Genomic DNA, 26,781 nt, shown 5'->3' with positions numbered 1-26,781 from the left:
CTGTTTTATGGATTGATTACCAAGGAGGTATAATGCAAAAGAAATTATTAGTTCCATTATTAGTATTAACGCTAGCACCGGTTTTTGCACAAGCTTCATGTGAAAGCGTAATTGAAGAGATCAAGCAGAAAATCATCAATAACGGTGTACCTGCTGACAATTTTAGTTTAGTCGCAGTCCCCAATGATGAGGTCGATTCATCTAAAGGGCAAGTTGTTGGGCACTGCCAAAATGATTCGTATAAAATTATTTATACACGTCATTGATTGATTTCTAATGGCTAAAATAAAGGGCGCGATATTTTTACGCGCCCTTTATTTATTTTGCGAGTTAGGCGGGTATAGCAATAAATTGTTGAAGTTTTTCCACATCTAGATAATGCCCAAGTTCTTTCTCTTCAGGGCGCAATAGATAGGGTATCTCACCAATTAGTGGGGCCTTAATGTGGTGTTGTAATCTTTCAATGATTTGAGCGTAATGTGCGAGCCCAGGGTTAATGCGATTTGCCATCCAACCAACCAAAGGTAGTCCGTCAGCTCTAATCGCTTCCGCAGTTAACAAGGCATGGTTAACACAGCCATGTTGAATACCTACAACAAGAATAACACCTACTGGTTGCCCTTTTAGCCAATCTGCATAAAACGTATTATCATCAAGAAGATATCGCCATCCTCCATTACCTTCAATGACAACCATGTCACATTGGCTGTGTAAATGCTCTAAGCCTTGTTTGATTTGATTGAAATCAATACTGTTTTCGTGACTATAATTATCGCTGATCCGCACTGGATTGACTTCATCATAGGAAACAAGGTCTTTAGATACACTTTGGATTAATAATGCATCTTTGTTTCTTATCCCCTCTGGCGTATCAATGCATTGATCCGCGATGGGTTTATATCCGACGGCTTTAATTCCCTGGCCATTTAGTGCCTGCAATATGGCAAGCGTCGATACTGTCTTCCCGACATCTGTATCTGTCCCGGTAATAAATAGATTGATCATGGTCTTTTTCTATCCTGAAGTGACAGACTTACACAGCAATAAGCTGCAAAAATGATATGGATTCAGTTTATTGGAATGGGAAAGTGATAAGTTTGCGTTAGCTCAATTTTGTGTGGGATAATGTAAAGATTATCGAATTAATTTAACCTTGTAATAACTGCATCAATAGCGAACCATCATATAAAGCACGTTGTATTAATGATGATTCACTATCACTAACACTTAACGTGGATTTTTCTATTGTTATTTTTGATGAGTAAAGAGGAATTGACTGCTGGTCGATGTAATGATGAAGTTTATCAAAAAATAATTCTGAGATTTGATTAATAGGCGAATTGATTAAGATTAATTCGGTTCCGAGTACATTGACCATTAAAGCTAATGGTTTTGCCAATAATTGCGCAATATTGTCGATAAGTTGAATGCAAAGAGTATCGCCTAATTTTACGCCGCTACAAATGCTATCAATAGAAATAATATTATGTTGCAAGTAAGAGTCTGAATAATTACAGAGTAAGTTATTTGCTTGTTGCAATATTGCAGGTAGGGATGTGTGTGTTTCTAAGCAACCAACACCTCCACAATAACAGGGGATGTTTTGCGTTTTTTTATACTGGGTATGAGCAAATAAATTGGGGCGCTGAGTATTAGCATCTAACGTTATACCATGGTTTAGAACTGTAATATTGACAACATCTTGTAGTTGAAGATAAATAATGTTTTTTGCTTTTCGTTTTGCCAAATGGGAAAAATAATCTTTTAATGCCAAAGCATCCACTGATGGATGTAAATAAATAGGTAGCCCTGTATGTTCAGTTAAGTATTCGCCAATAGCTAATTGGTTAATATTAAAGTGAGCATGGTGATGGATAACGCCAGTATAAGGATCTAAGACGCCATCAGACAGAATGCTTATTGCTGTAACTCTTTCTAATATACTCTGGTGGCTCGCAAAAAAATGACTAATTAATTCAGATAATTTATTTATAAATTGTTCATTATTAATAGGTTTAAAAGGATATTCTGTTTGAGCTAATGTTGTAGCGTTAATTTCCTTTAGTGAAATAGTGATTTTCTTGTCTTGTATACGGATTGCTAAAAACTGCCACCCTTCACTTTCAACGACTAAGCCTACTGCTGGGCGACCACGCAACCCGAGAACAGGAAACTCTAACTCTTTTATTATATGAGCATCCATGAGTTCACGCGTGATTTTAGTGATACTGGCTGGGGCAAGTTGTGATTGTTTAGATAATGCAATACGCGAAATAGGACCATGTTGATCAATTATTCGATATACGATCCCCGTATTTAATTGTTTTATCTGGTCAATATGACCCGTTTGATTCACCATGGCAATAATTGAAATCCTTTATAAAGCAATTAGTTATTATGCCTTAATCTGCATATTAATGATTTCGCATACAGCATAAGTGTGATGTTAATCACACTTATTCACCAACAATATTAGACATTAACAGGTTGGTTAACTTTTTAGCCGCAGCAGGTAAGGTTCTACGCGTATTGTAAACTAACCAAACCTCAGATGAAGCATTAATATTAGCGAGTTTTATATATTTCACACCATCAACTTTCATACGTGTAAACGACTCAGTAATAATTGAAATCCCCATCCCTGCAGAGACGAGGCCTAAAATAGTCATTGCCTCACCTGCTTCTTGAGAAATTTTTGGTACGACACCAGCAGAAGTCAATAGCTGGTTTATCTCATCGTATAATGCAGTCCCGACATCGCGCTCGAAAAAAACTAATGGGTAATTAGCAAGTTGTTCTATATCAATGCCGACATCAGCATATTCGAGCAATGGGTGTCCTTCATAAACCGCCACCATAAAAGGTTCTTTGAATAATAATTTGTAATCTAATTGCTCTGGTAACCCTGTATTTCGCATAATACCGAAATCGATACGGCCAGTAATTAAAGGAGCTATCTGCTGCTTAGTATTCATCTGATGCATATGAATAGAAACTTCAGGATAAGACTCCCGATACTGACGTAAACTCATTGTAACCTTATGCATAAAGGGTGTGGTGGAAGTAAACCCAATAGATAATTCGCCAAGTTCGCCTTTTTCCATTCGCGCTGCTTTAGTCGCCGCAGCATTAACCTGAGCCAAAATTTGATAGGCTTCTTTCAAGAACATCGTTCCCGCAGGTGTTAATGCGACGTTACGATTATTTCTTTCTAATAATTTCGCATGGATTTTTTCTTCAAGTATTTGTATTTGTTGGCTTAAAGGTGGTTGTGACATATGCAACCGCTCTGCTGCTCGGCCAAAGTGTAGTTCCTCGGCGACAGCAATAAAGTATCTAAGGTGTCGAAGTTCTATGCTCATAGTTTATTTGATATCTTTAAAGTATTATTGTGTATAATTAATATATTAGACAAAAAACTGAAAAATTTCTATTCTTTGATCGAAATCAAACCAGTTGGTATGACAAGGAATACATATGGAACATTCATCAAATAGTCTGACTTCTGAGCAACCAGCCAAAGGGAAAAAAACGGACGCCCCTGCCCATACCGAACCTAAAAAGCATTATATTCAAAGAGATGATGCTCTATATTTACGTGTCACTTTATCTTTCTTTACTGTTGGGTTCGCTACATTCGCGCTGTTATATTTTGTTCAACCTATCTTACCAATGTTGTCTGAGGATTTTAATGTTTCTCCTGCAACTGCGAGTTTGTCGCTATCACTCAGTACAGGTTTAATGGCTCTAGGTCTATTAATTACAGGGCCAATTTCAGATGCCATTGGTAGAAAAAACGTCATGGTCATTGCACTGATGTGTGCTGCGCTATTTACCTTATTAAGCTCTGTAATGCAAAGCTGGAATGGTATTTTGATAGCTAGAGCATTGGTTGGGCTATCACTTAGCGGAGTCGCAGCCGTTGCAATGACTTATTTAAGTGAAGAAATTCACCCGAGTTATGTTGCGCTCTCCATGGGGTTATACATTAGCGGTAACTCTATTGGCGGTATGAGTGGGCGGTTAATGACTGGGGTAATTTCAGATTATTATTCATGGCGGGTCGCTGTTGTTCTTTTAGGGACATTAGCGTTGATCGCTGCAATTGGCTTTTGGCGGTTATTACCTCCATCTCAACATTTCCGTGCAAGCTCATTAAAACCTAAAAATTTATGGGTAAACTTACACCTACACTTTAGGGACCGGGGTTTGCCTTGGCTCTTTGTAGAAGGCTTTGTACTGATGGGTGGTTTTGTGACAATGTACAACTATATTGGTTACCGCTTGCTTGACGCCCCCTACTATTTCTCACAATCCACTGTAGGCCTTCTTTCTGTCATTTATTTAACGGGAACATATAGCGCAACTAAAACTGGTAGTCTCACACAAAAATATGGTTTAGGTAGTGTACTAATCTCTGCAATTTGTATGATGTTAGTGGGTATATTGTTAACATTACACCCAAATATTTGGGTGATCCTATCTGGTATGACGGTATTAACGGCAGGCTTTTTTGCAGCACATTCAGTTGCAAGCAGTTGGGTTGGGCGAAGAGCGAAACGGGCTCGCGGTCAAGCATCATCGATGTATCTTTTTAGTTATTATGCCGGTTCAAGTATTGCAGGCACCTTAGGTGGAGTATTTTGGACTTATTTTGGATGGAACGGTGTTGCTTTATTTATTGCTGGAATATTACTTATCGGTATTATCATCGCCTATCGTTTGAAATTAGGATGTTATGATTAATTATCTTAGTATTTAATAAAGGTTGAAATTTCGATCCTCCTCGTTGTTAGTGATGATAGTTATTCTATTAATGACGAGGAAATTCTATGAAACAACAATTACTACTTGTACCTATCCTTTTTTTCTGCAGTTTTTTGGCCTACCCCCACGGATATGTAAAGTCTCCAGAAAGCCGTTCGTATTTGTGTCGCAAAGAAGTAAACACCAATTGTGGTCAAATTCAATATGAACCTCAGTCACTAGAAGGTCCAAAAGGTTTCCCACAACAAGGCCCTGCTGATGGTGAAATTGCTAGCGCTGGCCTTTCTCAGTTTTCACCGCTCGATGTACAAACAGCTGAGCGATGGAAGACTGTTCCCCTGAAGACCCGTAATGTAGAATTTGAATGGTATTTAACTGCAAAACATAAAACGACCAAATGGGAATATTTTATGACTAAACCCGATTGGGAGCCCAATATTCCCTTATCTCGTGCTCAATTTGAATTAACCCCTTTTTGCGAATTTCACCGTATAGAAACCCCCGATAACACAGTCAAACACAACTGTGTGTTGCCTCAAGAACAAACAGGATATCAGGTTGTTCTTGCTGTTTGGACGATAGACGATACGTCAAAGGCATTCTATCAAGTTATTGATTTATCATTGGATTAATGTTTTTCATATAACAAAAATTGAGTAATAGGCTAAACTGTATATTTATATCTAAAACCATTTCAATACTATATGTTATGTATATTGAAATGGTATTTATTAACATCATCCACCGTTACCTTGCTACTCCTTGTACCTTCAGTAAATGTTAATCCACTTTCTCTTTCACTTATTGCGGGTAATCGAAAACGTTCCATAAAGTCTTTGGCTCGACGTACTTCTGGTCTCAAATAACTATTAAAATTATTAGCATGCTCAGCTTCTGCTAATAACGGATTAATAAATTGCATAACTGAGTGAATTGGTTGTTCAAAAGCGTTAATACTTCCATCTTGTAAGTTCAATACAACCCCATAGTTATGTGGTATACACGATGAAATCGCCCATTGTTCCCAAGATGAATTTACCCCATGATTGCTTAATACCTTTTTTACCGGCTCACCAATGTTATCCCCACCCATAAGCCAAATTCCTCCCGTAAGCGTTGATACAACATCGCTATTATTCTGAGGAGCTATTTGTGATAAAGTTGCTGTAACTGCTTGGTCTATCAAACTTATTATATTATGGTCAAAATGAATAACGGCTCCAGTCTGATTATTTTTATTGTATAGCGTTGCGACCACACAGGTTTGCGCATTCACAGAACATAAATAATTATTCTCATTATTAGTACTGTAACTAGATAAAACGCCTTCCCCTTGTAAAGCACAACGAAGATGACTTGGTGTTGCCCTTTCGGGTAAAGCATCTTGAATATGTTGAATGGTACCAAGGTATTGGTAATTAGCTTGTGTAGTTGTATTTTTTTGAAAAAGGTCAACAAACGGTTGGATCAGCGGTGGGATAGTCAGCATACCTTACCTTTTAAAATTGAGTGAGTATTACATCATTTATAATGTTTAATATTTCCATAATTAAGACATTAACACTTTCAATTTAATATATAATTTACTGAATTTTATTCGAGGATAATGGCGTATTCCAAAGCCTTATATCGAAAAGATATCGATGGTACTGCTATCGGTACAGGGGTGAATACTCATCCTGAAGTACCAATGAAGAGAAAAAGCTACCAGTTCCCCTGCCCGCTAACGTTAAGTTTCGCTAAAATCCCCCGTAGTCTGGCTAAAAAATTGCTAATAATGATTGTTAATGCTACATTTTATTTATCACAAACAGAATGTTGTAACTAAAAATGAACCCTAGACAAAAACTTATCGACACTTTCAATAACTTAGAGATTGAAATAAAACAACTTAGTCATTTATTGTTAGAACAAGCTCAACTCGTCCCATTTATAGCAAGTACGTTTATTTTACCTAATATAATCAAAGGTGAAGAAAATAACGAGATTAGCCATATTCCGGTTCAAAAATTAACTAGTCATAGTGCTATTGAAGCAACAATTAAGTTAATTAACCTACTGTTTATCCATAATAAATCTGAAGAAATTAGCAATAAATCGGCTATCCGACTACCTGGTGTTATCTGTATCCAAACTGAATTAAAAACATATCGGGAATTTAATGCGTTAATATCAAAGATTAATGAATTAAAAGTACAGATAAAAACAATCGTTACACAAATAAATGAAACTCAACGTTTTGAATTTATTAGAGAAAGCCTTCATGGGTTATTAACATTAAATACCTATCGCACCCTCACCTCACTAGTCGATATTGATACCATTAATTTTGGATGGGCCAATAAAAAAATCATCAATAAAGTAACCAAAGAAACCGTATTAAGCCGTTTACAAGCAAGTTTAGAAAGTGGTCGCTGCCCTTTACATATCCCTAAAGAACATTGGCAATTACAAATAGAAAGCGATATTCAATTGATCTACTCGTTACCCCATGATGCGATTTTAAAAACTCAACGCCCTGTAAAGGTTCAGCCGATAGCGCGAGTCTGGGATAGTTCTCAACAAAAACAAACCCAATTTGCTTGCTCTACCCCCTTATTTGTTTTTGCCCTAGAGAAAACAGTTGCCGAAATAAAAGTTGGTGAATTACACGATTACCATGTAGATAATATCCCACTACGTAACCGGCCAAAAGCTAAGCCAGTAGAATTATTAATCCCACGTTTAAATTTATATATAGAACGTTAAAAAACACCCAATTGTTACCAATATGGGTGTTTCCTCAGTTTATTACATGATATTAGCAAGCCATAAAGTTTATGACTTCATGCTTCCAACCATGTCTTCTGGGCGAACCCATTCATCAAACTGTTCTTCTGTCAGATAATTTAATTTCAATGCTGATTGTTTTAGTGTTAACCCTTCTTTATGAGCTTTCTTAGCAATTTCAGCGGCTTTATCATAACCAATATGGGTATTTAAAGCGGTTACTAACATCAATGATTCATGCAGTAATTTTTCAATGCGCTCACGATTTGGTTCAATACCAATAGCACAATGTTCATTGAAACTACGCATACCATCAGCTAATAAACGGACAGATTGTAAGAAGTTATCAATTACCATTGGGCGAAAAACGTTAAGCTCGAAATTGCCTGATGCGCCACCAATATTAACTGCAACATCATTTCCCATCACTTGCGCACATAGCATTGTTAATGCTTCACACTGTGTAGGGTTAACTTTCCCTGGCATGATTGAGCTGCCTGGTTCGTTCTCTGGTATCGCAATTTCACCAATGCCACAACGAGGACCTGATGCTAACCACCTAACATCATTCGCAATTTTCATTAATGAAGCCGCTAAGCCTTTCAGTGCACCATGAGCATGAACTAAGCTGTCACACGTTGCCAAAGCTTCAAATTTATTAGGTGCAGTGATAAATGGCTGACCCGTTAATTCGGCAATTTTTTTCGCAACACGAACTGCGTATTCAGGATGAGTATTCAACCCTGTACCGACAGCAGTACCACCCAGAGCAAGTTCACAAACATGAGGTATTGAATTCTCAATATGTTTTTCATTGTGTGCTAACATTGCAGCCCAGCCAGAAATTTCTTGGCCTAACGTCAATGGGGTTGCATCTTGTAAGTGGGTACGACCAATTTTGACGATATCTTTGAATTCTTTTGCTTTTGCATCTAAAGTTTTGTGTAAAACTTTTAGTTCAGGTAGTAGATGTTCGCGAATAGCAACCACCGCAGCGACATGCATGGCTGTTGGGAAAACATCATTTGAACTTTGGCTTTTATTAACATCGTCATTTGGGTGAATAAGGCGATCATTACCACGCTGGCCACCGAGGATTTCGCTACCACGGTTAGCTAATACCTCATTCATGTTCATGTTACTTTGCGTACCAGAACCCGTTTGCCATATAGCCAGTGGGAACTCTGTAGGGTGTTTGCCAGCTAATACTTCATCAGCAGCAGCAATGATTGCATCGCCACGCTCTTTGGCTAATAATCCTAGATCCATATTTACACTAGCGGCGGCTTTTTTTGTGATAGCGAGTGCGTGGATTAACGCGACAGGCATTTTTTCTACAGATATACGGAAATGTTCTAAAGAACGCTGCGTTTGCGCGCCCCACAAGTGGTCAGCAGGTACTTCAATAGGTCCCATTGAGTCTTTTTCAATGCGAGTGGCTGCCATTACTATCTCCTTAGGTACATATACAGAATAATTGATTTTAGAATCATCTGCTTGCAGGTAAGCAAATAACCGAGCAGTATAATGCCACAAATTGAATTTCATTTATGAGACTTAGTCGAGCTTATTGTACTGTAATGAAAAGGAAATGAGTTGATTTTTATAAAAAAGAGAATTTTGCTATGCTTAAAATGATAAACAAAGTCCAAAATTATGATTGGGGTAGTAAAACGGCCCTAACTAAGCTATATGGGCTCCCTAACCCTAACCACCTACCAATGGCTGAGCTTTGGATGGGGGCTCACCCCAAAGCGAGCTCAGAAGTTCTCGATGCGCAAAAAAATCAAACTGTTCCCCTTAACACCTTGATTGAGAGTGCCCCTGAATATTATTTGGGTTCGCATATTGCACAAACTTATCATCGATTACCGTACTTGTTTAAGGTACTGTGCGCTGCTCAACCGCTGTCAGTACAAGTACATCCCAACAAAACCTATGCTGAGGTCGGGTTCGCTAAAGAGAATGCAGCGGGTATTCCAGTAGACTCACCTATTCGCAACTATAAAGATGATAACCATAAACCAGAATTAATTTATGCCTTAACACCTTTTAAAGCAATGAATGCATTTCGTCCATTGAATGAAATAGCACAATTGCTTGATTTTGTTTCAGCGGCTCATCCGGATATCCAACTATTTGTTCAAGACCCAACAGAAGAAAAGCTATCACGCCTATTTGCACAAATTCTTAATTTAACAGGTGAACAAAAAGAGCTCGCACTTGGAGTACTAAAAGCGGCTTTAAATAGTCGCCAAGGTGAACCGTGGAACTCAATAAAGCAAATGGCAAGTTTATACCCTGAAGATAATGGTTTATTTACCCCACTTCTTCTTAATGTTGTTGAACTGCAACCCGGTGAAGCGATGTTTTTATATGCAAGAACACCGCATGCTTATTTAGAAGGGGTTGGATTAGAGGTCATGGCTAATTCAGATAATGTTCTGCGTGCAGGGTTAACAAATAAACACATAGATGTCCCTGAACTGATTGCGAATATTGACTTTAACCCTACGTCAGCAAAGGATTTATTAAGTATCCCCGAAAAATCTGGAAATATCTGGAAATATAATATTCCAGTAGAAGATTTTTCATTTAATATATATTCTATAAACAACTCGGAGGTTACTCTATCTAACGATACAGCCTCAATTTTATTTTGTATTGAAGGTCAGTTAGTTTTCCGTTCAGGTAATGAAGAAATATGCATAGATTCTGGTGAGTCTGTTTTTCTACCTGCTTATGAGAAAAGTATTACCATTAACGGCAATGGTAAGCTTGCCCGAGTTTTTAATAAGTAGTGTCATATTCTGTATTTAACCGTTTATTTTGTTAAAAAACGGTTATTTAAAACTTATATAATTTTATAAGTACGTTTATAACGTACTGAAAGGATGGATGTTTATAATGAAAAAGTCATTAGTCGCGGTTGGTGTTATTGTAGCTCTGGGCGCTGTATGGACGGGTGCATCGTGGTATACAGGTTCAAAAGTAAAAGATGAACTTGACAGAGTGATCCTCAAAACCAACGATTTTTTTGCTGTAAATGTGCCTGAAGCAGGTTTGAATTTCAAAGTAGAAAACTATGAAAAAGGCGTTTTCTCTTCTAAAGCTGACATCGTAATTACTTCAGCTGATTCAGTAACACCTGATGATTCTATCATATTTAAGACTAATATTGATCATGGCCCATTCCCATTATCACAAGTTGCTAAGTTTAATTTGTTGCCAAAACTGGCTGCTACTCAAATAGAATTAGCAAATAATGCAACAACTAAAGAGCTTTTTGAAGCAACCAAAGGAAAGCCGTTTGTTAATGGTTCTGCTGTCATTGGTTATAGCAAAAGTATCGATACTAACTTAGAGCTTATCCCAGTTGAATATAGCAAAGATGATATTTCGCTATCGTTTAGCGGCTCTAAATTTGATGTTTCAACTACAGCAGACTTAGAGTCTGTCGATGCATCAATAATCACTGATAACTTTGTGATGGGTAAAGCAGATAAATCAGAAACAATGACCGTTAAAGGGTTAAAATTAGTTTCTAATGTCAAAAAATCACAATATGGTTTCTACACAGGAACACAAGAATTTGTGATTGCAGATACAGACTTCAATATCCCAGAAACAAAATTCTCATTTAAAGATTTTAAAATCGCCAGTGATACTTCTATCAACGGTGAAGATGTTAAAGGTAACATTTCTTACAGTATTGGTGACATTAAAGCATTAGAACAAAATTTAGGTTCAGGCCAAGTCACTGTTGCAATTGAAAAACTAGATGCTAAAGCATTAGGTAAATTTGTAGAACAATACAACAAAGCCTTAGCAGAAGGTTTAGCAACTGGTGACCCATCAGAAGCTACTGAACGTTTAGCCATGGAAATGATGTCAACCACATTGCCTGAGCTAATGAAAAGCAAACCTGTATTCACAGTTAGCCCGCTATATTGGAAAAATGAAGCTGGCCAAAGCTCTGTTGACTTAAATGTCACTTTCAATAAATGGAACCAAGACGAAATCACCGCGTTGGCAATGTCTAATAAAGTTGATGAAGCATTCAAACAATTGATTTCTTCTTTTGATTTTAACCTGAAGCTGAATAAGCCAATGGTAATTGAATCCATGACACAAGCCATGATTTTAGACCAAGGCGTTCCAGTTGATGCTGAAACTAAAAAAGAAATGAAAGGTATGGTGACATCTGAATTTGCAGGTGTACAGCAAATGTTGACTTCGGATATGTTCTCTTCCCCGTTTGAAGAAATGTTTATGACCGATGAAGAACGCGCTGAAAAAGCTAAACAGAAAAAATCACCTTGGATGATTGATAGCGAAAATGATTTAACAATGACGATCAAATTCGCTGGTAACGACCTGACATTCAACAATGATAAGTACACCTTAGCTGAGTTCTTGACTAAGATGAAAATCATGTCTGGACCTGAAGACGAGTTAGAATATGACGCTCAACCAGCTCCAGGTGCGGAAATCGCACCAGAAATTGGTAATGAGCCTGAGTTAGCACCACAAGCTGAAACACCTGCTAACTAATCAAACTCAAGCTAATAGAAAAAACGCTAGTCAATTATGACTGGCGTTTTTTTTATCACCAACATTTCGGTGACGAACATCACAAATTAAATGTAATTTTTTATTATGTTTCACATTTTACGTGATTTACAATTGCTTTTAGCTAAATAACGGCCAAAATAAGGAAAGAAAACAGATAAAGGATCATCCCGTGATAAATACCCGTCTCCCTTTAACCGACTTACACCGTCACCTTGATGGTAATATCCGACCGGAAACTATTCTTTCACTAGCTGAACAGCACCATATTCAATTACCCGCAACAGAACTTGAGGCATTACGCCCTCATGTACAAATTATAGGACAGGAAGCTGATTTAGTCGGTTTTTTGTCAAAATTAGATTGGGGGGTTTCAGTACTCGCTGATTTAGATGCCTGCCGCCGTGTTGCATTTGAAAATGTAGAAGATGCGTTTAATGCGGGGATTGATTATGCAGAGCTTCGTTTTTCACCTTACTACATGGCGATGAAGCACCACTTACCTGTCGAAGGTGTCGTGGAAGCGATTATTGATGGTGTACAAGCAGGTTGCAAACAATTTGAAATCAAAATTAATTTGATCGGAATTTTAAGTCGCACGTTTGGGCAGCATGCTTGCTCTACTGAATTACAAGGGCTTTTAGCTCATCGCCATCATTTGTGTGCTTTAGACCTCGCTGGAGATGAACTTGGTTTTCCAGGGGAATTATTTGAGTCTCACTTCATAAAAGCCAGAGATGCAGGTTTAAATATTACCGTTCATGCAGGTGAGGCTGCGGGAGCAGAGAGTATTTGGCATGCAATTAATGTATTAGGTGCGCAACGAATTGGCCATGGTGTAAAAGCAATTGAAGACCCCGCTCTAATTGATTATTTAGTGAAGCACCAAATCGGTATGGAAAGTTGCTTAACTTCCAATATCCAAACTAGCACTGTCTCATCATTAGCTAAACACCCGTTAAAGGCCTTTTTACAGCATGGGGTATTAGCATCAATAAATACTGATGACCCAGCAGTGCAAGGAATTGAGTTACGTTATGAATATGAAGTCGCAGCACCACAAGCAGGCTTGACCGCTGCTGAAATCGAGCAAGCTCAACGTAATGGCCTTGCTATCGCATTTTTATCCACAAATGAGAAAAATGCACTGTTAGAAAAAGCAGCTAAACGATAAAAACTAAAGGGCATCACACTGGGTGCCCTCATTCATTCCACTCACTGCATTTTGACTCGCCCTTTTTCCCTAGTAAGCCATTAATTAGCACAGAGTTAATGTATGTTCTTTATAAAAAAACACCCACAGTATGTTGTAACTAAAATAGAATAAAAGTAAACAGCATTGACTTGAGGTGGTGCCATATCCTCAAGTCAATAATATATTATTTAGTTAATAACCGTTTAGCGTAACGCTGAGCCAATACAGCACTAACCATCAGCTGAATTTGGTGGAAAATCATTAAAGGAAGTAAGATCACCCCTACCGTTGCCGCAGGAAACAATACATTAGCCATTGGAACCCCATTAGCTAAACTTTTTTTAGACCCACAAAATACAATAGTAATCTCATCTTCTTTACTAAAACCAAGCAAGCGTGCGGCTAATGTGTTAACCACTATGACAATAAATAAAATGACACAAGTGACAACCACTATCATCAGTAAAGAAAATGCGTCGATTTTCTGCCATATTCCCTCAACGACAGCTTCACTAAATGCAACATAAACAACTAATAGTATAGAGGAACGGTCAGTTATATTGACTAATTTACGGTGGCGATTAATCCAATTAACAATTAAAGGTCGCGCTAAGTGCCCTACTACAAATGGTAACATTAACTGTAATAATATTGAGCCAATTGCATTAAGCGTATCGACCGCCTGGCTACCATCTGCATCCATTAAAGCACCGACTAAAATAGGAGAAAGGAATACGCCAAGAATACTGGATGCTGAAGCGCTACAAATCGCCGCCGCTATATTACCACCTGCAACGGAAGTAAAGGCAATCGCGGACTGTACCGTCGCAGGTAATGCACAAAGGTACAAAAACCCCATATAGACAGTGGGTGACATCCATTCAGGAACGATGACAGCGAGCCCTAATCCTACAATAGGAAATAAAATAAACGTGCTCGCAAAAACTAACAGGTGCAGACGCCAATGGCCTATACCTGCCACTATTGATTCCCTTGATAACTTTGCACCATGCATAAAGAACAACAATGCGATTGCGGCAGTTGTTAGGTATTGAAAGCCCGTTTTTATTTCCCCTTCACAAGGAAAAAGGCTAGCAATAATTACAACGCCTATCATGATAAGTAAAAATGGGTCTATTCTTAGTTTAGCTAGCAGGTTCATTCTGTTTTCCATAATAAAAGCCAGTTACATAGACTGGCTTTATGATAGGTCGTGGACTCAAAAAATTGATTCAATAGTACGCTTTTCTGTTGCTGAACGTATTCCTGCTTCGATAAGCTTCATGATATCAATGGCTTCACTTGGTGTGACCGGATTGGGTTTATTATGGCGTATCGCATCATAAATAGCTTGGTAATACCCACCATAATTACCTTTTTCGTTAGGCCAAGGTTGTGTGATAAGCGCCTCACCTTGTGACAGGGTCACGATTCCAGTGTTGTCATCTACGCCCCACTTTTCACCTTCTGGTTTCATTCCACTTTTTAGACAATCTTCTTGCGGGTCTAAACCATACTTTACATAGCTACCTTTCATACCATGAATAACATAAATTGGCATAGGTGCGGCTGCTAACGTGGTCGCATGTAAAACCACCTTTTTAGTTGCATATTGTAATATGACATGAAAGTAGTCTACCGCTTCCGCATTCGGGCGGATCATAGCAAGATCAGCGGTGATCCCCATCGGCTTACCAAAATATTGCAGTACTTGGTCTAATAAGTGCGGTCCTAAATCATACCAAATACCTGAGCCCGGAATATTCGCTTCACGCCATCTTTGCCTTACCATTGGCCGGTAGCGATCAAAGTGTGACTCATAATATTTAATATCACCAAGACAACCATCTTGAAGTATTTTTTTGACAGTTAGAAAGCCAGAGTCCCACCGACGATTATGATAGATAGAAAGCAATTTCCCTGACTGTTCTGCTTGTTGTTTAAGTTGTTCTGCTTGTGCAACGTCTAGAGTAAATGGTTTATCAACAACCACATGTTTGCCCGCGGATAATGCCGCTTTAGCTAAAGGAAAGTGAGTTTCATTTGGCGTTGGGATCACCACTAATTCAATGTCATTATCAGCAAAAATAGCTTCTGGAGATGCAACAACATTGACATTTGGCCAATCCGCCTTAACTTTATTAGGGTCACTCGTTGAAATTGCAGTTAAATCATACTCTTTTAGAAAACCTAAGAAAGGCGCATGAAAGGTTTTACTTGCATAGCCATAACCTATGACCCCTACTTTAATCGGTTTAGACATATTGACCTCATACAAAAACAAACTCAGAAAGATATAAAAAGTACCATCAGAATGAATTAAATGGCAAATATATCTATGATAGGATTATAAAATACCCTAGGATCTTCTACCGCTATTTTGCAAAAATGGATGTTTACTTATGTCTTCAGTTTATAATGCTAACCGTATCACTGGCTGGTTACTGCTGCCAGCTATGTATCTGTTGCTAACGTTTTTAGCCGTATGCAGTATGACAGTCATGTATTGCATTAAATTTTATGAAATTGTGAGCACAGTTGATAATTGGGCAAGCTATATTCCCTTGGCATGGTATCTATCATTTGCTATCGCAATTGCCATGACATTATTTAGTATTCATGTACTGCAACTGATGTTTGCTCATTCAAAACATTTTCCACGTCGTTTTATTATTTGGTTACTTATCTTATTGTTATTAGGTATAAAAACATTTGCATTTTCACCTATTGATGATAATACCGCCTTACAAGTGCTTGCCTGGCCATTACTTGGAGCCGGTTTCTTCGTCCCTTACTTAAAACGTTCACAGCGTGTAAAAATGACTTTCACACAAGATCGATAAGCGCCAGATAAATTGCTTGATATCATAATGATAGTTTAGCTGGCTTAGGTCAGTTTTTGTTCTTTTTTCATTTCAGGCAATAGCATGACTGATTATCTACTACTCTTTATTGGAACGGTGTTGGTTAACAACTTCGTCCTTGTAAAATTTCTTGGTTTATGCCCCTTTATGGGGGTGTCAACTAAGCTTGAACCCGCTATAGGAATGGGGTTAGCAACAACCTTTGTTCTAACACTAGCTTCGATAAGCTCATGGTTGATTGACACCCTGATACTTGTTCCACTCGATCTTATCTATTTACGCACGCTAAGCTTTATTTTGGCGATAGCAGTAGTAGTTCAATTTACTGAAATGGTTGTCAGAAAAACTAGCCCTACGCTTTATCGCTTATTAGGTATTTTCTTACCACTAATTACGACTAACTGCGCGGTTCTTGGCGTTGCATTACTAAATATCAACATGTCCCATACTTTTATGCAATCTGCCGTCTACGGCTTTGGTGCAGCTGTTGGGTTCTCATTAGTAATGGTGTTATTTGCCGCAATCAGAGAGCGGCTAGCTGTTGCCAATGTCCCTGCCCCGTTTCGTGGCTCATCAATTGGCTTAATTACTGCCGGCTTGATGTCACTCGCATTTATGGGCTTTAGTGGTTTGGTGAAATTCTAATGATGTCAGTCTGGATTGCTATCGGCATATTAGCCGTTTTTGGTCTTATATTTGGCCTTATTTTGGGCTATGCCTCTTTGCGTTTTAAAGTTGAAGCCGACCCTATCGTTGAACAAGTCGAAGCGATTTTACCCCAAAGCCAGTGTGGTCAATGTAGCTACCCAGGTTGCCGCCCCTATGCAGAAGCCGTGGCTAACAATGGGGAAATGATCAACAAATGTGCACCTGGTGGTGAGCAAGTTATGTTAAAAATTGCTGAGCTACTAAATGTTGATCCACAACCTATTGATGGTGACGAAGCGGCGCAAAACCCTGTGCGTAAAGTGGCTATCATTGATGAACAAAACTGTATTGGTTGTACCAAGTGCATTCAAGCTTGCCCTGTTGATGCTATTGTTGGCGCGACCCGCGCTATGCACACTGTGATTGAAGATTTATGTACGGGCTGTGACCTGTGTGTTGCCCCGTGCCCTACTGATTGTATTGAACTTGTTCCTGTGAAAACGACTACCGCTAACTGGAAATGGGATTTAAACGCCATTCCCGTTAAAAATATTAATGTTGAACCCAATGAACAGCCATTAACGCAAGCGAGAGGTAATACTCATGCTTAAGCTGTTTAGTTGGTTAAAAAAAGAGAATATTTGGGATTTTAACGGCGGTATTCATCCGCCTGAAATGAAATTACAATCAAGTCAAACCCCCATGCGTATTGCCTCAGTGCCTAATGAGTTAATTATACCATTACAGCAGCATCTAGGCCCTGAAGGTGAATTAATTGTGCAAGTGGGTGAATATGTCCTAAAAGGCCAGCCCCTCACTAAAGGATTGGGTCGTACAGTACCTGTTCATGCCTCTACATCTGGCGTAATAACAGCCATTGAACCGATGGTAACAGCGCACCCATCAGGTTTGAAAGAGCTATGTGTTCGTATTCAATCGGATGGCAATGATACCTGGTGCACATTGAGTCCTGAAGCAGATTACACACAATTGTCTCAAGCTGAATTACTGCAAAAAATAGAGCAAGCGGGTATTGCGGGTCTTGGTGGTGCTGGCTTCCCTACTGCCTCAAAATTAGCAGGTGGAAAAGAAGCAATTAAAACCTTAATTATTAATGCTGCCGAGTGTGAACCGTATATCACTGCAGATGATAGGTTAATGCAAGAACATGCTCAGGAAGTTATCGAAGGTTGCCGAGTATTACAGCACTTATTAAACCCAGACCAAGTCTTAATTGGGATTGAAGATAATAAACCAGAAGCGATCCGCGCTTTAAAACACGCGCTGAGCAAACAAGATCAACAGATATTCATACGGGTTATACCGACCAAATACCCATCAGGTGGTGCTAAGCAGCTCACAAAAATATTAACCGGTAAGGAAGTCCCTTCTGGTGCCCGTTCATCACAAATTGGCGTATTAATGCAAAATGTAGGCACCGTAGTGGCGATAAAACGCGCGGTTATTGATGGGCAACCATTGATTGAACGTGTAGTGACCGTTACTGGTGATGCTATTAGCAAACCGGGGAATTTTTGGACTCGTTTAGGCACTCCTGTTAAACACCTATTACAACAAGCAGGTTTTAATCCAGAGCCGGAACAAATGGTAATCATGGGCGGGCCATTAATGGGCTTTACCCTACCGGACCTAAATGTACCTGTTGTTAAAATTTGTAATTGCCTGTTGGTTCCAACATCTGAAGAAATGGGGGCTGAATCTCCCGAAGAAGCTTGTATCCGCTGTGGGCTGTGTGTAGAAGCATGCCCAGCTGCTTTGTTACCCCAACAGCTTTATTGGTTTAGCAAAGGCGAAGAACATGAAAAAGCACAAAAGCACAATCTGTTCGACTGTATTGAGTGTGGAGCATGCGCCTATGTTTGTCCTAGTAATATTCCGCTAGTTCAATATTACCGCCAAGAAAAAGCAGAAATTCGTGAAATTGCCCAAGAGGAACGCCGAGCCGCAGAAGCAAAACTTCGTTTTGAAGCTAAGCAATTACGGATGGAACGAGATAAGAAAGCACGTGAAGAGCGGCATAAGAAAGCCGCCGTACAAGTTGATAACGCAGGTAAAGACGCTGTTAATGCGGCTTTAGCTCGGGTCAAAGCAAAACAAAGTACCGCCTCTGATCCGGTTAAAATCATTTCAGGCGAATTACCAGATAATAGTGCTGTCATTGCAGCCCGTGAAGCACGTAAAGCACAAGCTCGAGCTAAACAAGCTGAGAAATTAGCAGCGGCTCAAGTTGAGCAGAACAATCCAGACACTCACGATGACCCACGCAAAGCAGCGGTAGCGGCTGCCATTGCCCGTGCTAAGGCGAAGAAAGCGGCTCAGCAACCTACTGCGGCTGAACCGGTGGCAGAAACAACTCCCGATACAGATGTCGACCCACGCAAAGCAGCGGTAGCGGCTGCCATTGCCCGCGCTAAGGCGAAGAAAGCGGCTCAGCAACCTACTGCGGCTGAACCGGTGGCAGAAACAACTCCCGATACAGATGTCGACCCACGCAAAGCAGCGGTAGCGGCTGCTATTGCCCGTGCTAAGGCGAAAAAAGCGGCTCAGCAACCTACTGCGGCTGAACCGGTGGCAGAAACAACTCCCGATACAGATGTCGACCCGCGCAAAGCAGCGGTAGCGGCTGCCATTGCCCGCGCTAAGGCCAAGAAAGCGGCTCAGCAACCTACTGCGGCTGAACCGGTGGCAGAAACAACTCCCGATACAGATGTCGACCCACGCAAAGCGGCGGTAGCGGCTGCTATTGCCCGTGCTAAGGCGAAAAAAGCGGCTCAGCAACCTACTGCGGCTGAACCGGTGGCAGAAACAACTCCCGATACAAATGTCGACCCACGCAAAGCAGCGGTAGCGGCTGCTATTGCCCGTGCTAAGGCGAAAAAAGCGGCTCAGCAACCTACTGCGGCTGAACCGGTGGCAGAAACAACTCCCGATACAGATGTCGACCCACGCAAAGCAGCGGTAGCCGCTGCTATTGCGCGTGTTAAGGCGAAAAAAGCGGCTCAAGCAGCGCAAGTTGCCCAAGAAGAGTTAACTCCAGCCGCAAAACAACCTATTGAAGAAGAAACTGACCCGCGGAAAATTGCGGTTGCTGCTGCTATAGCTCGAGTAAAAGCGAAGCAGGCTCAAAAACAAAATGAACAAATGACGACAGAGTAAGTGATAACCAGATGAAATTTAGGCCTATTGACGCAAAAAATCGCCGTTTAAAAATTGCGAGTGCACCATTTACTCATAACAAACAAAGCACGAGTTTAGTCATGCTTTGGGTACTTTTAGCTGCAATACCCGGTATCGCAGTTCAAATTTATTTTTTTGGGGTTGGCACTCTGTTCCAAATATTGTTAGCCATGTTAACAGCCGTACTAACGGAAGCTGTTTCTATTAGGCTACGTGAAAAGCCCATTGTTCCTGTATTGAAAGATAATTCAGCGATTGTCACTGCCTTATTATTAGGGGTTAGTCTTCCCCCCTTAGCCCCTTGGTGGCTTATCGTCTTAGGGACTTTCTTTGCGATTACTATTGCTAAACAATGTTACGGTGGTTTAGGTCAGAACCCTTTTAACCCAGCGATGGTGGGTTATGTGGTGTTATTAATCTCTTTCCCTGTCCACATGACAAATTGGCTTCCACCACATGAGTTACAGAACCTTTCTATCTCCCCCTTAGATAGTTTGTCCGTCATTTTTAATGGTCATACCTTAACGGGTATCTCTCTTGAACAGCTTCGAACAGGAGTTGACGGAATGAGCCAAGCAACCCCTCTGGACAGTTTTAAAACCGGTTTGCTGACCCATTCAGTCACCGAAGTACTACAGCAACCTATTTTACAAGGGTCACTAGCAGGGATTGGTTGGCAATGGGTCAACGTTGCTTACCTGATTGGTGGTTTAATTATGATCAACCGCCGGATAATTAGCTGGCACATACCGCTTTCGTTCTTAGGGACATTGGCAATTTTATCCGTAGTTAGCTATTTAATTGATGACAGCCGCTTTGCACCACCACTGGTTCAATTACTTTCAGGTGCCACGATGTTAGGCGCATTTTTCATTGCGACAGACCCAGTGACTGCCTCAACAACCCCTAAAGGTCGAATTATTTTTGGTGTAATAATTGGTTTCTTGGTTTGGGTGATCCGTGTATTTGGCGGCTATCCAGATGCTGTCGCATTTGCAGTGTTATTGGCGAATATAACCGTACCGTTAATTGATTACTATACGCAGCCACGTGCGTACGGTCATGGACATAAATAAGGGCCACCGATGTTAAATACAATGCGACGCCATGGTGTCATCTTAGCTATCTTTGCAGCAGGAACTACCGCTCTGAGTGCAGTTGTCTATACGTTAACTAAAGATACCATTGCTAAACAAGCTGCTATTATGCAGAAAAAGTTACTCGACCAAGTTATACCTAGCAATTTATATGATAATGATTTAACCAAAGAATGTTATTTAGTCAAAAATGAAGCCATACTGGGCAATACGCAACCAAGGCACCTCTATATTGCCCGTAAAAATGGTGAACCTGTTGCTGCTGCTTTAGAAACAACGGCTTTAGATGGTTATTCAGGTGCAATTCATCTATTAGTAGGTACCGATTTCAACGGGACAGTCCTTGGTGTTCGAGTCACTGAACACCATGAAACGCCTGGTCTAGGTGATAAAATTGAGACACGCATTTCAGATTGGATCACCTATTTTAGTGGTAAAAAGATTAATTCAGATAATGACCCCAAATGGGCAGTTAAAAAAGACGGCGGCGAGTTTGACCAATTTACAGGGGCAACCATAACCCCTCGTGCGGTGGTCAACGCCACTAAACGCACCGCCGTTTTTATGCAACATGTTCCGCAACAACTGTCGAATTATCCGAGCTGTGGAGAAGAATAATGAGTGAAACTAAAGACCTGTTACTGCAAGGGTTATGGAAAAATAACTCAGCTTTGGTCCAATTATTAGGGCTTTGCCCTCTCCTTGCTGTTTCATCAACAGCAACAAATGCCCTAGGCCTCGGTTTAGCGACTACATTAGTTTTAGTTTGCACTAATATTGCGGTGTCTGCGCTACGACGTTGGGTACCATCAGAGATCCGTATTCCAATCTATGTCATGATTATTGCTTCGGTGGTGAGTGCAGTACAAATGTTAATTAATGCGTATGCATTTGGGCTATATGAGTCTCTTGGTATTTTTATCCCGCTGATCGTCACTAACTGTATTGTCATTGGCCGTGCAGAGGCATATGCATCGCGTAACCCTGTTCCATTATCAGCGTTAGATGGGTTCGCCATGGGATTAGGAGCAACAGCGACCTTATTTGTGCTTGGCTCTATTCGTGAAATTTTAGGCAATGGAACTTTATTTGATGGCGCTGACCTTTTATTAGGTTCTTGGGCAACATCTCTTCGTATTGAGGTATTACACCTTGATTCTCCTTTTTTACTCGCTATGCTACCTCCGGGCGCCTTTATTGGCCTAGCCTTGCTATTAGCGGCAAAATACCTAATTGATGAAAAAATGAAGAAAAGAGCTGCTTTACAATTGGGCCAACAACCCACTCGTGAGTATGAAAAACAACAAGGTTGTGGCAGCCATATTTCTTAATAATGATATTATTGTGAGCAATGAATAAATCAAAACGTATTGAAATACTAACTCGTCTACGCGATAACAACCCACATCCTACGACAGAGTTACAATTTAACTCCCCGTTTGAGTTACTGATAGCTGTTTTGCTTTCCGCTCAAGCGACTGATGTGAGCGTCAATAAAGCAACGGCAAAACTATACCCCGTCGCGAATACCCCCGAAGCCATAATGGCTCTCGGCGTCGATGGTATTAAAGAATATATTAAAACTATCGGGTTATTTAATACCAAAGCAGAAAGCGTATATAAAACCTGTAAGATTTTAGTCGAAAAGCACCACAGCCAAGTACCCGAAGATAGAGATGCACTCGAAGCCTTGCCCGGCGTAGGCCGTAAAACAGCAAATGTTGTGCTTAACACCGCGTTCGGTTGGCCAACTATTGCGGTTGATACTCATATTTTTCGGGTATGTAATCGCACTAATTTTGCACCGGGGAAAAATGTCGTTGAAGTCGAAGAGAAACTACTCAAGGTTGTTCCTGCAGAGTTTAAAGTCGATTGCCATCATTGGTTTATTTTACATGGCCGTTATACCTGTATTGCACGCAAACCTCGTTGCGGCTCCTGTATTATTGAAGATTTATGTGAATTTAAAGAAAAAATATACCCTGAAGATTAACTTAGTTATGGCTCTATTTGGTTATAGGAAAAACAGTCTGTTAGCGACTAATCTTGTTTGTAACGCATTTTTTCCTTGCTCTAAGACTTTGTCTTACGTAACAATAGAGCCAAACTCAACCTCAATTAAACGGTAAGTATGTTTCAAAACAACCCACTGCTCGCGCAACTTAAACAGACGTTACATGCCCAGACCCCACGCGTTGAAGGGCTGGTAAAAAGCACAGAAAAAGGTTTTGGCTTTCTCGAAGTTGATGGCCAAAAAAGTTACTTTATTCCACCTCCACAAATGAAAAAAGTAATGCACGGTGACCGTGTAATTGCCAGTGTTCATACAGATAAAGACCGTGAATTTGCTGAACCGGAAGAGCTTGTTGAGCCTTTTTTAGATAGGTTTGTTGGGAAAATTCAGAAAAAAGAAAATGATAATCGCTTATTTGTCATTCCCGACCATCCTTCACTCAAAGATATGATTTCCTGCCGTCCCATTAACGGCCTTACCCACGAATTTAAGCAAGATGATTGGGTTGTTGCCCACATGCGCCGTCACCCTTTAAAAGGTGATAAAGGCTTTTATGCAGAAATTACCGAATACATTACTGAGGGTGATGACCATTTTGCACCTTGGTGGGTAACGTTACGGCGTCACCAATTAGACCGTGACGAACCGCAAATGGTTGATAGTGAACGTGACGATCAAGGCATTGAACGGACTGACTTAACCCATTTGCATTTCGTTACTATTGATAGCGCAAGCACTGAGGATATGGATGACGCCCTGTATGTTGAAAAAACAGCAGATGGCGATTTAAAACTTTTCATCGCCATTGCCGACCCTACAAGCTATATCCACGAAGGGAGTGAACTTGATAAACTGGCATTAGCGCGCTCTTATACCAACTATTTGCCCGGTTTCAATATCCCGATGCTGCCGCGTAAATTATCTGATGACCTGTGCTCCTTACGCCCAAATTTACGTCGCCCTGCTTTAGTTTGTACAACGTTAATTAAATCAGATGGTAGTATCGATAATAATATTGAGTTTTTCAGTGCTTGGGTTGAATCAAAAACAAAACTGGTTTATGAGGAAGTCTCTGATTGGCTTGAAAATGTAGGTATTTGGCAACCAGCAAATGATACAGATAAACAGCAAATCGAACTACTCAAAGAAATGGCTGATAAACGGTTACAATGGCGTGAAAATAATGCTTTAGTCTTTAAAGACCGCCCAGATTATCGTTTCGTGCTAGATGATAAAGGAAATGTAGTAGATATCGTTTCTGAACGTCGTCGCAGCTCAAATCGTATTGTTGAAGAAGCAATGATCACCGCTAACCTCTGCGCAGCTGCTGTATTAAAAGAAAAATTAGGTTTTGGCGTATTCAACGTGCATATGGGGTTTGAACCTCTGCAAATTGAACAGGTTGTCCAAACACTCAAAGACCATGGTATTGAAACAACTTCTGAGTCTTTGCTATCCCTAGAAGGTTTCCGCCAACTACGTCGTCAGTTAGATGCACAACCAACCCAATTCCTTGATAGCCGCATCCGTCGTTACCAAACCTTTGCAGAGGTTAAAGCGGACCCCGGTCCACACTTTGGTTTAGGTTTTGATGCATATGCCACATGGACTTCCCCAATCCGGAAATATACCGATATTGTTAACCATCGGCTATTAAAGTCCATCATTGCAGGCAAACCTTCACCTGATAAACCCTCAGAGGAACTATCAATAAAACTAGCCGAACGCCGTCGTGCCAACCGCATGGCGGAACGTGATGTTGGGGACTGGTTATATTCTCGATACTTAAAACCATTTGCAGGGACTGACACAAAGTTCCCAGCAGAAATCATTGATATCACCCGTGGCGGTATACGAGTTCGGTTAGTGGATAATGGCGCAGTCGCATTTGTTCCTGCACCGTTTATTCATAGTGTACGTGATGAAATCCAATGTAGCCAAGAAACCGGGGCTGTACTCATTAAAGGTGAACAAGCCTATCAATTGAACGATATTATTAACGTTACTATCGCAGAAGTTCGTATGGAAACACGTAATATTGTTGCACGCCCAGCAGAATAACTATTCTTGTGCTAATATTTAAAGACCATAAGTTAATGCTTATGGTCTTTTCTTTGTCTAACAATCCGTCATTTGGTTAAAGTTCGCATTAAACGTTAAATTTCGCTGTCCTTGCAAAACATTTTCCTGATTATTCTTATTCGTAATTGTACGTGTCATGGTATTTTATGATTTGTCTAATACGCACTAAGGGTTATAAAAATGAAAATAGTCAGCAAACGTATTTTATCATTCATGGTGATCGCCACTGTCGCTATTAGTGTCAGTGCGTGTTCCAACATGTCTAAGCGTGATAAAAACACAGCAATTGGTGCAGGTGTAGGTGCTGTTGGTGGTGCTGTCCTAACGGGAGGAAGTTCATTAGGTACCGTAGGTGGTGCTGCTATTGGTGGGATTATCGGTCATCAGGTTGGCAAATAAGGCACTACTAACTACACTTTGCCCGCGCTTTCATTCACGCTCCTTAGTTTTTAAATAGCGCTCTTTACGAGCGCTATTTTATGGCTTTAGCCACCCGCTAATTTAACTTGAAAACCTTTGGCTTCGAGGTGTTGTTTTATCACATCGCGCTTATCACCTTGAATTTCGATATTACCCTCTTTTACTGCACCACCACAGCCGCATTTTTTTTTAAGTTCTGCAGCCAGTTTATTTAGTTCAGTATCGTCAAGATCAGTTCCAGTGATCACACAAACCCCTTTCCCTTTACGTCCAGAAGTCTCACGGCGTATCCTTACCACTCCATCACCTTTGGGCCTTTCGATTTGTGGTTTTTCTTCTGCTATACGCCCTACATCTGTACTGTAGACCAATCGGCTGTTGTGTTCACTCATACTAAACCTTTAATAGATTGATTGATTTGCTGTAAGGTCAATGCGGGGTTTTCACTACGCGTTATAGGCCGGCCAATAACCATATAATCTACCCCTGCTTTTATTGCATCTTGCGGCGTCATAATACGACGCTGATCACCAACCTCACTCCCAGCAGGACGGATACCTGGGGTGACTAATTTAAAGTCAGAGCCGCATAATGTTTTCAGTCGTTGTGCTTCATGGGCGGAACAAACCACACCATCAAGACCACATTCTTTAGTGAGCAAAGCCAATCGTTCTGCATGTATAGCAGGAGATACGTTAATACCCACACCCACTAAGTCAGACTCATCCATACTGGTTAACACGGTCACAGCCGTCAACAACGGTGCCTCTTTCCCATAGACCTCAAGTGCTTGGCGGGCAGCTTCCATCATTCGAGCACCGCCACCAGCATGAACATTTACCATCCATACCCCCATTTCTGCAGCAGCAGCTACAGCACGAGCAACGGTATTCGGAATATCATGGAATTTTAAATCTAAAAAAACATCAAAACCACGCTCATGGAGCGATTTAACAAATTGAGGACCATTAAAAGTGAACATTTCTTTGCCTACTTTTAAGCGGCAATCACGAGGATCTAAGCGCTCAACAAACGCCAAAGCTGCGTTAGCATCTTCATAATCAAGTGCCACAATGATTGGCGAATATGTCTGGTTCTCAGTTGAGGAAATCATTTCTTAGCCTTTAAAAAGTCATATTTATTTGAAAAAAGTGA

Annotated in this window: 26 protein-coding genes; 17 read left to right on the top strand and 9 right to left on the bottom strand. The window is 40.4% G+C overall.

Features of this window, described 5'->3' with window-relative positions; genetic code table 11:
• Positions 1-32 precede the first annotated feature (32 nt).
• The gene (locus M1F14_RS13925; protein ID WP_042843716.1) at positions 33-266 is read left to right on the top strand and encodes a DUF1161 domain-containing protein; all 234 of its coding nucleotides are present in this window, start codon (positions 33-35) and stop codon (positions 264-266) included.
• A gap of 64 nt (positions 267-330) precedes the next feature.
• Here M1F14_RS13925 and bioD read toward each other — a convergent pair whose 3' ends face one another.
• The 3 genes from bioD to M1F14_RS13910 form a co-directional block, all read right to left on the bottom strand.
• Positions 331-1,005, bottom strand: coding sequence for a dethiobiotin synthase (gene bioD, locus M1F14_RS13920; RefSeq protein ID WP_048607224.1), 675 nt, complete (start codon positions 1,003-1,005; stop codon positions 331-333).
• Positions 1,006-1,147: 142 nt separating this feature from the next.
• A complete protein-coding gene (locus M1F14_RS13915; RefSeq protein WP_181468495.1) occupies positions 1,148-2,359 on the bottom strand; it encodes an ROK family protein in 1,212 nt (403 codons plus the stop codon).
• Between the two features lie 97 nt (positions 2,360-2,456).
• Positions 2,457-3,362 (bottom strand): LysR family transcriptional regulator, encoded by a 906-nt coding sequence (locus M1F14_RS13910; protein WP_042843713.1) that lies wholly within the window; start codon positions 3,360-3,362, stop codon positions 2,457-2,459.
• Positions 3,363-3,477: 115 nt separating this feature from the next.
• Here M1F14_RS13910 and M1F14_RS13905 point away from each other — a divergent pair, with 115 nt between their 5' ends.
• Positions 3,478-4,746, top strand: a complete 1,269-nt coding sequence (locus M1F14_RS13905; protein WP_042843712.1) for an MFS transporter — start codon at positions 3,478-3,480, stop codon at positions 4,744-4,746.
• Between the two features lie 86 nt (positions 4,747-4,832).
• Entirely contained in the window at positions 4,833-5,399 is a 567-nt protein-coding gene (locus tag M1F14_RS13900) for a lytic polysaccharide monooxygenase (protein WP_048607228.1), read from the top strand.
• A 68-nt stretch (positions 5,400-5,467) separates the two neighbouring features.
• Here M1F14_RS13900 and M1F14_RS13895 read toward each other — a convergent pair whose 3' ends face one another.
• Positions 5,468-6,256 (bottom strand): hypothetical protein, encoded by a 789-nt coding sequence (locus M1F14_RS13895; RefSeq protein ID WP_042843710.1) that lies wholly within the window; start codon positions 6,254-6,256, stop codon positions 5,468-5,470.
• Positions 6,257-6,597: 341 nt separating this feature from the next.
• Here M1F14_RS13895 and tus point away from each other — a divergent pair, with 341 nt between their 5' ends.
• Positions 6,598-7,515: a DNA replication terminus site-binding protein gene (tus, locus tag M1F14_RS13890; RefSeq protein WP_042843708.1), complete on the top strand. Its 918-nt coding sequence runs from the start codon at positions 6,598-6,600 to the stop codon at positions 7,513-7,515.
• 69 nt (positions 7,516-7,584) lie between these two features.
• On the opposite strand, the gene fumC is transcribed toward tus, so the two are convergent.
• Positions 7,585-8,982: a class II fumarate hydratase gene (fumC, locus tag M1F14_RS13885; protein WP_042843706.1), complete on the bottom strand. Its 1,398-nt coding sequence runs from the start codon at positions 8,980-8,982 to the stop codon at positions 7,585-7,587.
• A 179-nt stretch (positions 8,983-9,161) separates the two neighbouring features.
• On the opposite strand from fumC, the gene manA reads away from it, so the two are divergent.
• From manA to add, 3 genes are all read left to right on the top strand, one after another.
• Positions 9,162-10,337 (top strand): mannose-6-phosphate isomerase, encoded by a 1,176-nt coding sequence (gene manA, locus M1F14_RS13880; protein WP_042843705.1) that lies wholly within the window; start codon positions 9,162-9,164, stop codon positions 10,335-10,337.
• A gap of 106 nt (positions 10,338-10,443) precedes the next feature.
• Positions 10,444-12,090 (top strand): YdgA family protein, encoded by a 1,647-nt coding sequence (locus M1F14_RS13875; RefSeq protein ID WP_042843704.1) that lies wholly within the window; start codon positions 10,444-10,446, stop codon positions 12,088-12,090.
• A gap of 190 nt (positions 12,091-12,280) precedes the next feature.
• Positions 12,281-13,282, top strand: coding sequence for an adenosine deaminase (gene add, locus M1F14_RS13870; protein WP_131680024.1), 1,002 nt, complete (start codon positions 12,281-12,283; stop codon positions 13,280-13,282).
• A 205-nt stretch (positions 13,283-13,487) separates the two neighbouring features.
• On the opposite strand, the gene M1F14_RS13865 is transcribed toward add, so the two are convergent.
• Both M1F14_RS13865 and M1F14_RS13860 read right to left on the bottom strand, forming a co-directional pair.
• Positions 13,488-14,465, bottom strand: a complete 978-nt coding sequence (locus M1F14_RS13865) for a bile acid:sodium symporter family protein (RefSeq protein ID WP_042843702.1) — start codon at positions 14,463-14,465, stop codon at positions 13,488-13,490.
• Positions 14,466-14,522: 57 nt separating this feature from the next.
• Complete coding sequence (locus M1F14_RS13860) at positions 14,523-15,566, bottom strand: oxidoreductase (RefSeq protein ID WP_181468496.1); 1,044 nt, start codon at positions 15,564-15,566, stop codon at positions 14,523-14,525.
• A 139-nt stretch (positions 15,567-15,705) separates the two neighbouring features.
• Between M1F14_RS13860 and M1F14_RS13855 the strand changes: the two genes are divergently transcribed.
• The 10 genes from M1F14_RS13855 to osmB all read left to right on the top strand — a co-directional run bounded on the left by M1F14_RS13855 (position 15,706) and on the right by osmB (position 25,605).
• Positions 15,706-16,146 (top strand): DUF2569 domain-containing protein, encoded by a 441-nt coding sequence (locus M1F14_RS13855; RefSeq protein ID WP_042843700.1) that lies wholly within the window; start codon positions 15,706-15,708, stop codon positions 16,144-16,146.
• 84 nt (positions 16,147-16,230) lie between these two features.
• Positions 16,231-16,812, top strand: a complete 582-nt coding sequence (gene rsxA / locus M1F14_RS13850) for an electron transport complex subunit RsxA (protein ID WP_042843698.1) — start codon at positions 16,231-16,233, stop codon at positions 16,810-16,812.
• Complete coding sequence (gene rsxB / locus M1F14_RS13845; protein ID WP_071548120.1) at positions 16,812-17,426, top strand: electron transport complex subunit RsxB; 615 nt, start codon at positions 16,812-16,814, stop codon at positions 17,424-17,426. Before rsxA ends, rsxB begins: the two co-directional genes overlap by 1 nt.
• A complete protein-coding gene (gene rsxC, locus M1F14_RS13840) occupies positions 17,419-19,992 on the top strand; it encodes an electron transport complex subunit RsxC (RefSeq protein WP_181468497.1) in 2,574 nt (857 codons plus the stop codon). The genes rsxB and rsxC overlap by 8 nt, the downstream gene beginning before the upstream one ends.
• Before the next feature lie 11 nt (positions 19,993-20,003).
• A complete protein-coding gene (gene rsxD, locus M1F14_RS13835) occupies positions 20,004-21,089 on the top strand; it encodes an electron transport complex subunit RsxD (protein ID WP_042843695.1) in 1,086 nt (361 codons plus the stop codon).
• Positions 21,090-21,098: 9 nt separating this feature from the next.
• A complete protein-coding gene (gene rsxG, locus M1F14_RS13830) occupies positions 21,099-21,728 on the top strand; it encodes an electron transport complex subunit RsxG (RefSeq protein ID WP_042843694.1) in 630 nt (209 codons plus the stop codon).
• Positions 21,728-22,441, top strand: a complete 714-nt coding sequence (locus tag M1F14_RS13825; RefSeq protein ID WP_048607238.1) for an electron transport complex subunit E — start codon at positions 21,728-21,730, stop codon at positions 22,439-22,441. Before rsxG ends, M1F14_RS13825 begins: the two co-directional genes overlap by 1 nt.
• 20 nt (positions 22,442-22,461) lie before the next feature.
• Positions 22,462-23,103: an endonuclease III gene (nth, locus tag M1F14_RS13820; RefSeq protein ID WP_042843692.1), complete on the top strand. Its 642-nt coding sequence runs from the start codon at positions 22,462-22,464 to the stop codon at positions 23,101-23,103.
• A gap of 138 nt (positions 23,104-23,241) precedes the next feature.
• Positions 23,242-25,185, top strand: a complete 1,944-nt coding sequence (locus tag M1F14_RS13815) for an exoribonuclease II (RefSeq protein WP_181468498.1) — start codon at positions 23,242-23,244, stop codon at positions 25,183-25,185.
• 201 nt (positions 25,186-25,386) lie between these two features.
• Positions 25,387-25,605, top strand: coding sequence for an osmotically-inducible lipoprotein OsmB (gene osmB, locus M1F14_RS13810; protein WP_042843689.1), 219 nt, complete (start codon positions 25,387-25,389; stop codon positions 25,603-25,605).
• 86 nt (positions 25,606-25,691) lie between these two features.
• Here the strand turns inward: osmB and yciH are convergent, their stop codons facing one another.
• Both yciH and pyrF read right to left on the bottom strand, forming a co-directional pair.
• On the bottom strand, positions 25,692-26,018 hold the full coding sequence (gene yciH / locus M1F14_RS13805) for a stress response translation initiation inhibitor YciH (protein WP_042843687.1): 327 nt from the start codon (positions 26,016-26,018) through the stop codon (positions 25,692-25,694).
• On the bottom strand, positions 26,015-26,740 hold the full coding sequence (pyrF, locus tag M1F14_RS13800; protein WP_048607244.1) for an orotidine-5'-phosphate decarboxylase: 726 nt from the start codon (positions 26,738-26,740) through the stop codon (positions 26,015-26,017). The genes yciH and pyrF overlap by 4 nt, the downstream gene beginning before the upstream one ends.
• Positions 26,741-26,781 lie beyond the last annotated feature (41 nt).

The sequence above is a fragment of the Providencia sp. PROV003 genome, from assembly GCF_045040775.1.
Classification (GTDB): Bacteria; Pseudomonadota; Gammaproteobacteria; order Enterobacterales; family Enterobacteriaceae; genus Providencia; species Providencia huashanensis.
This window is presented reverse-complemented; position numbering and strand designations above follow the sequence as displayed.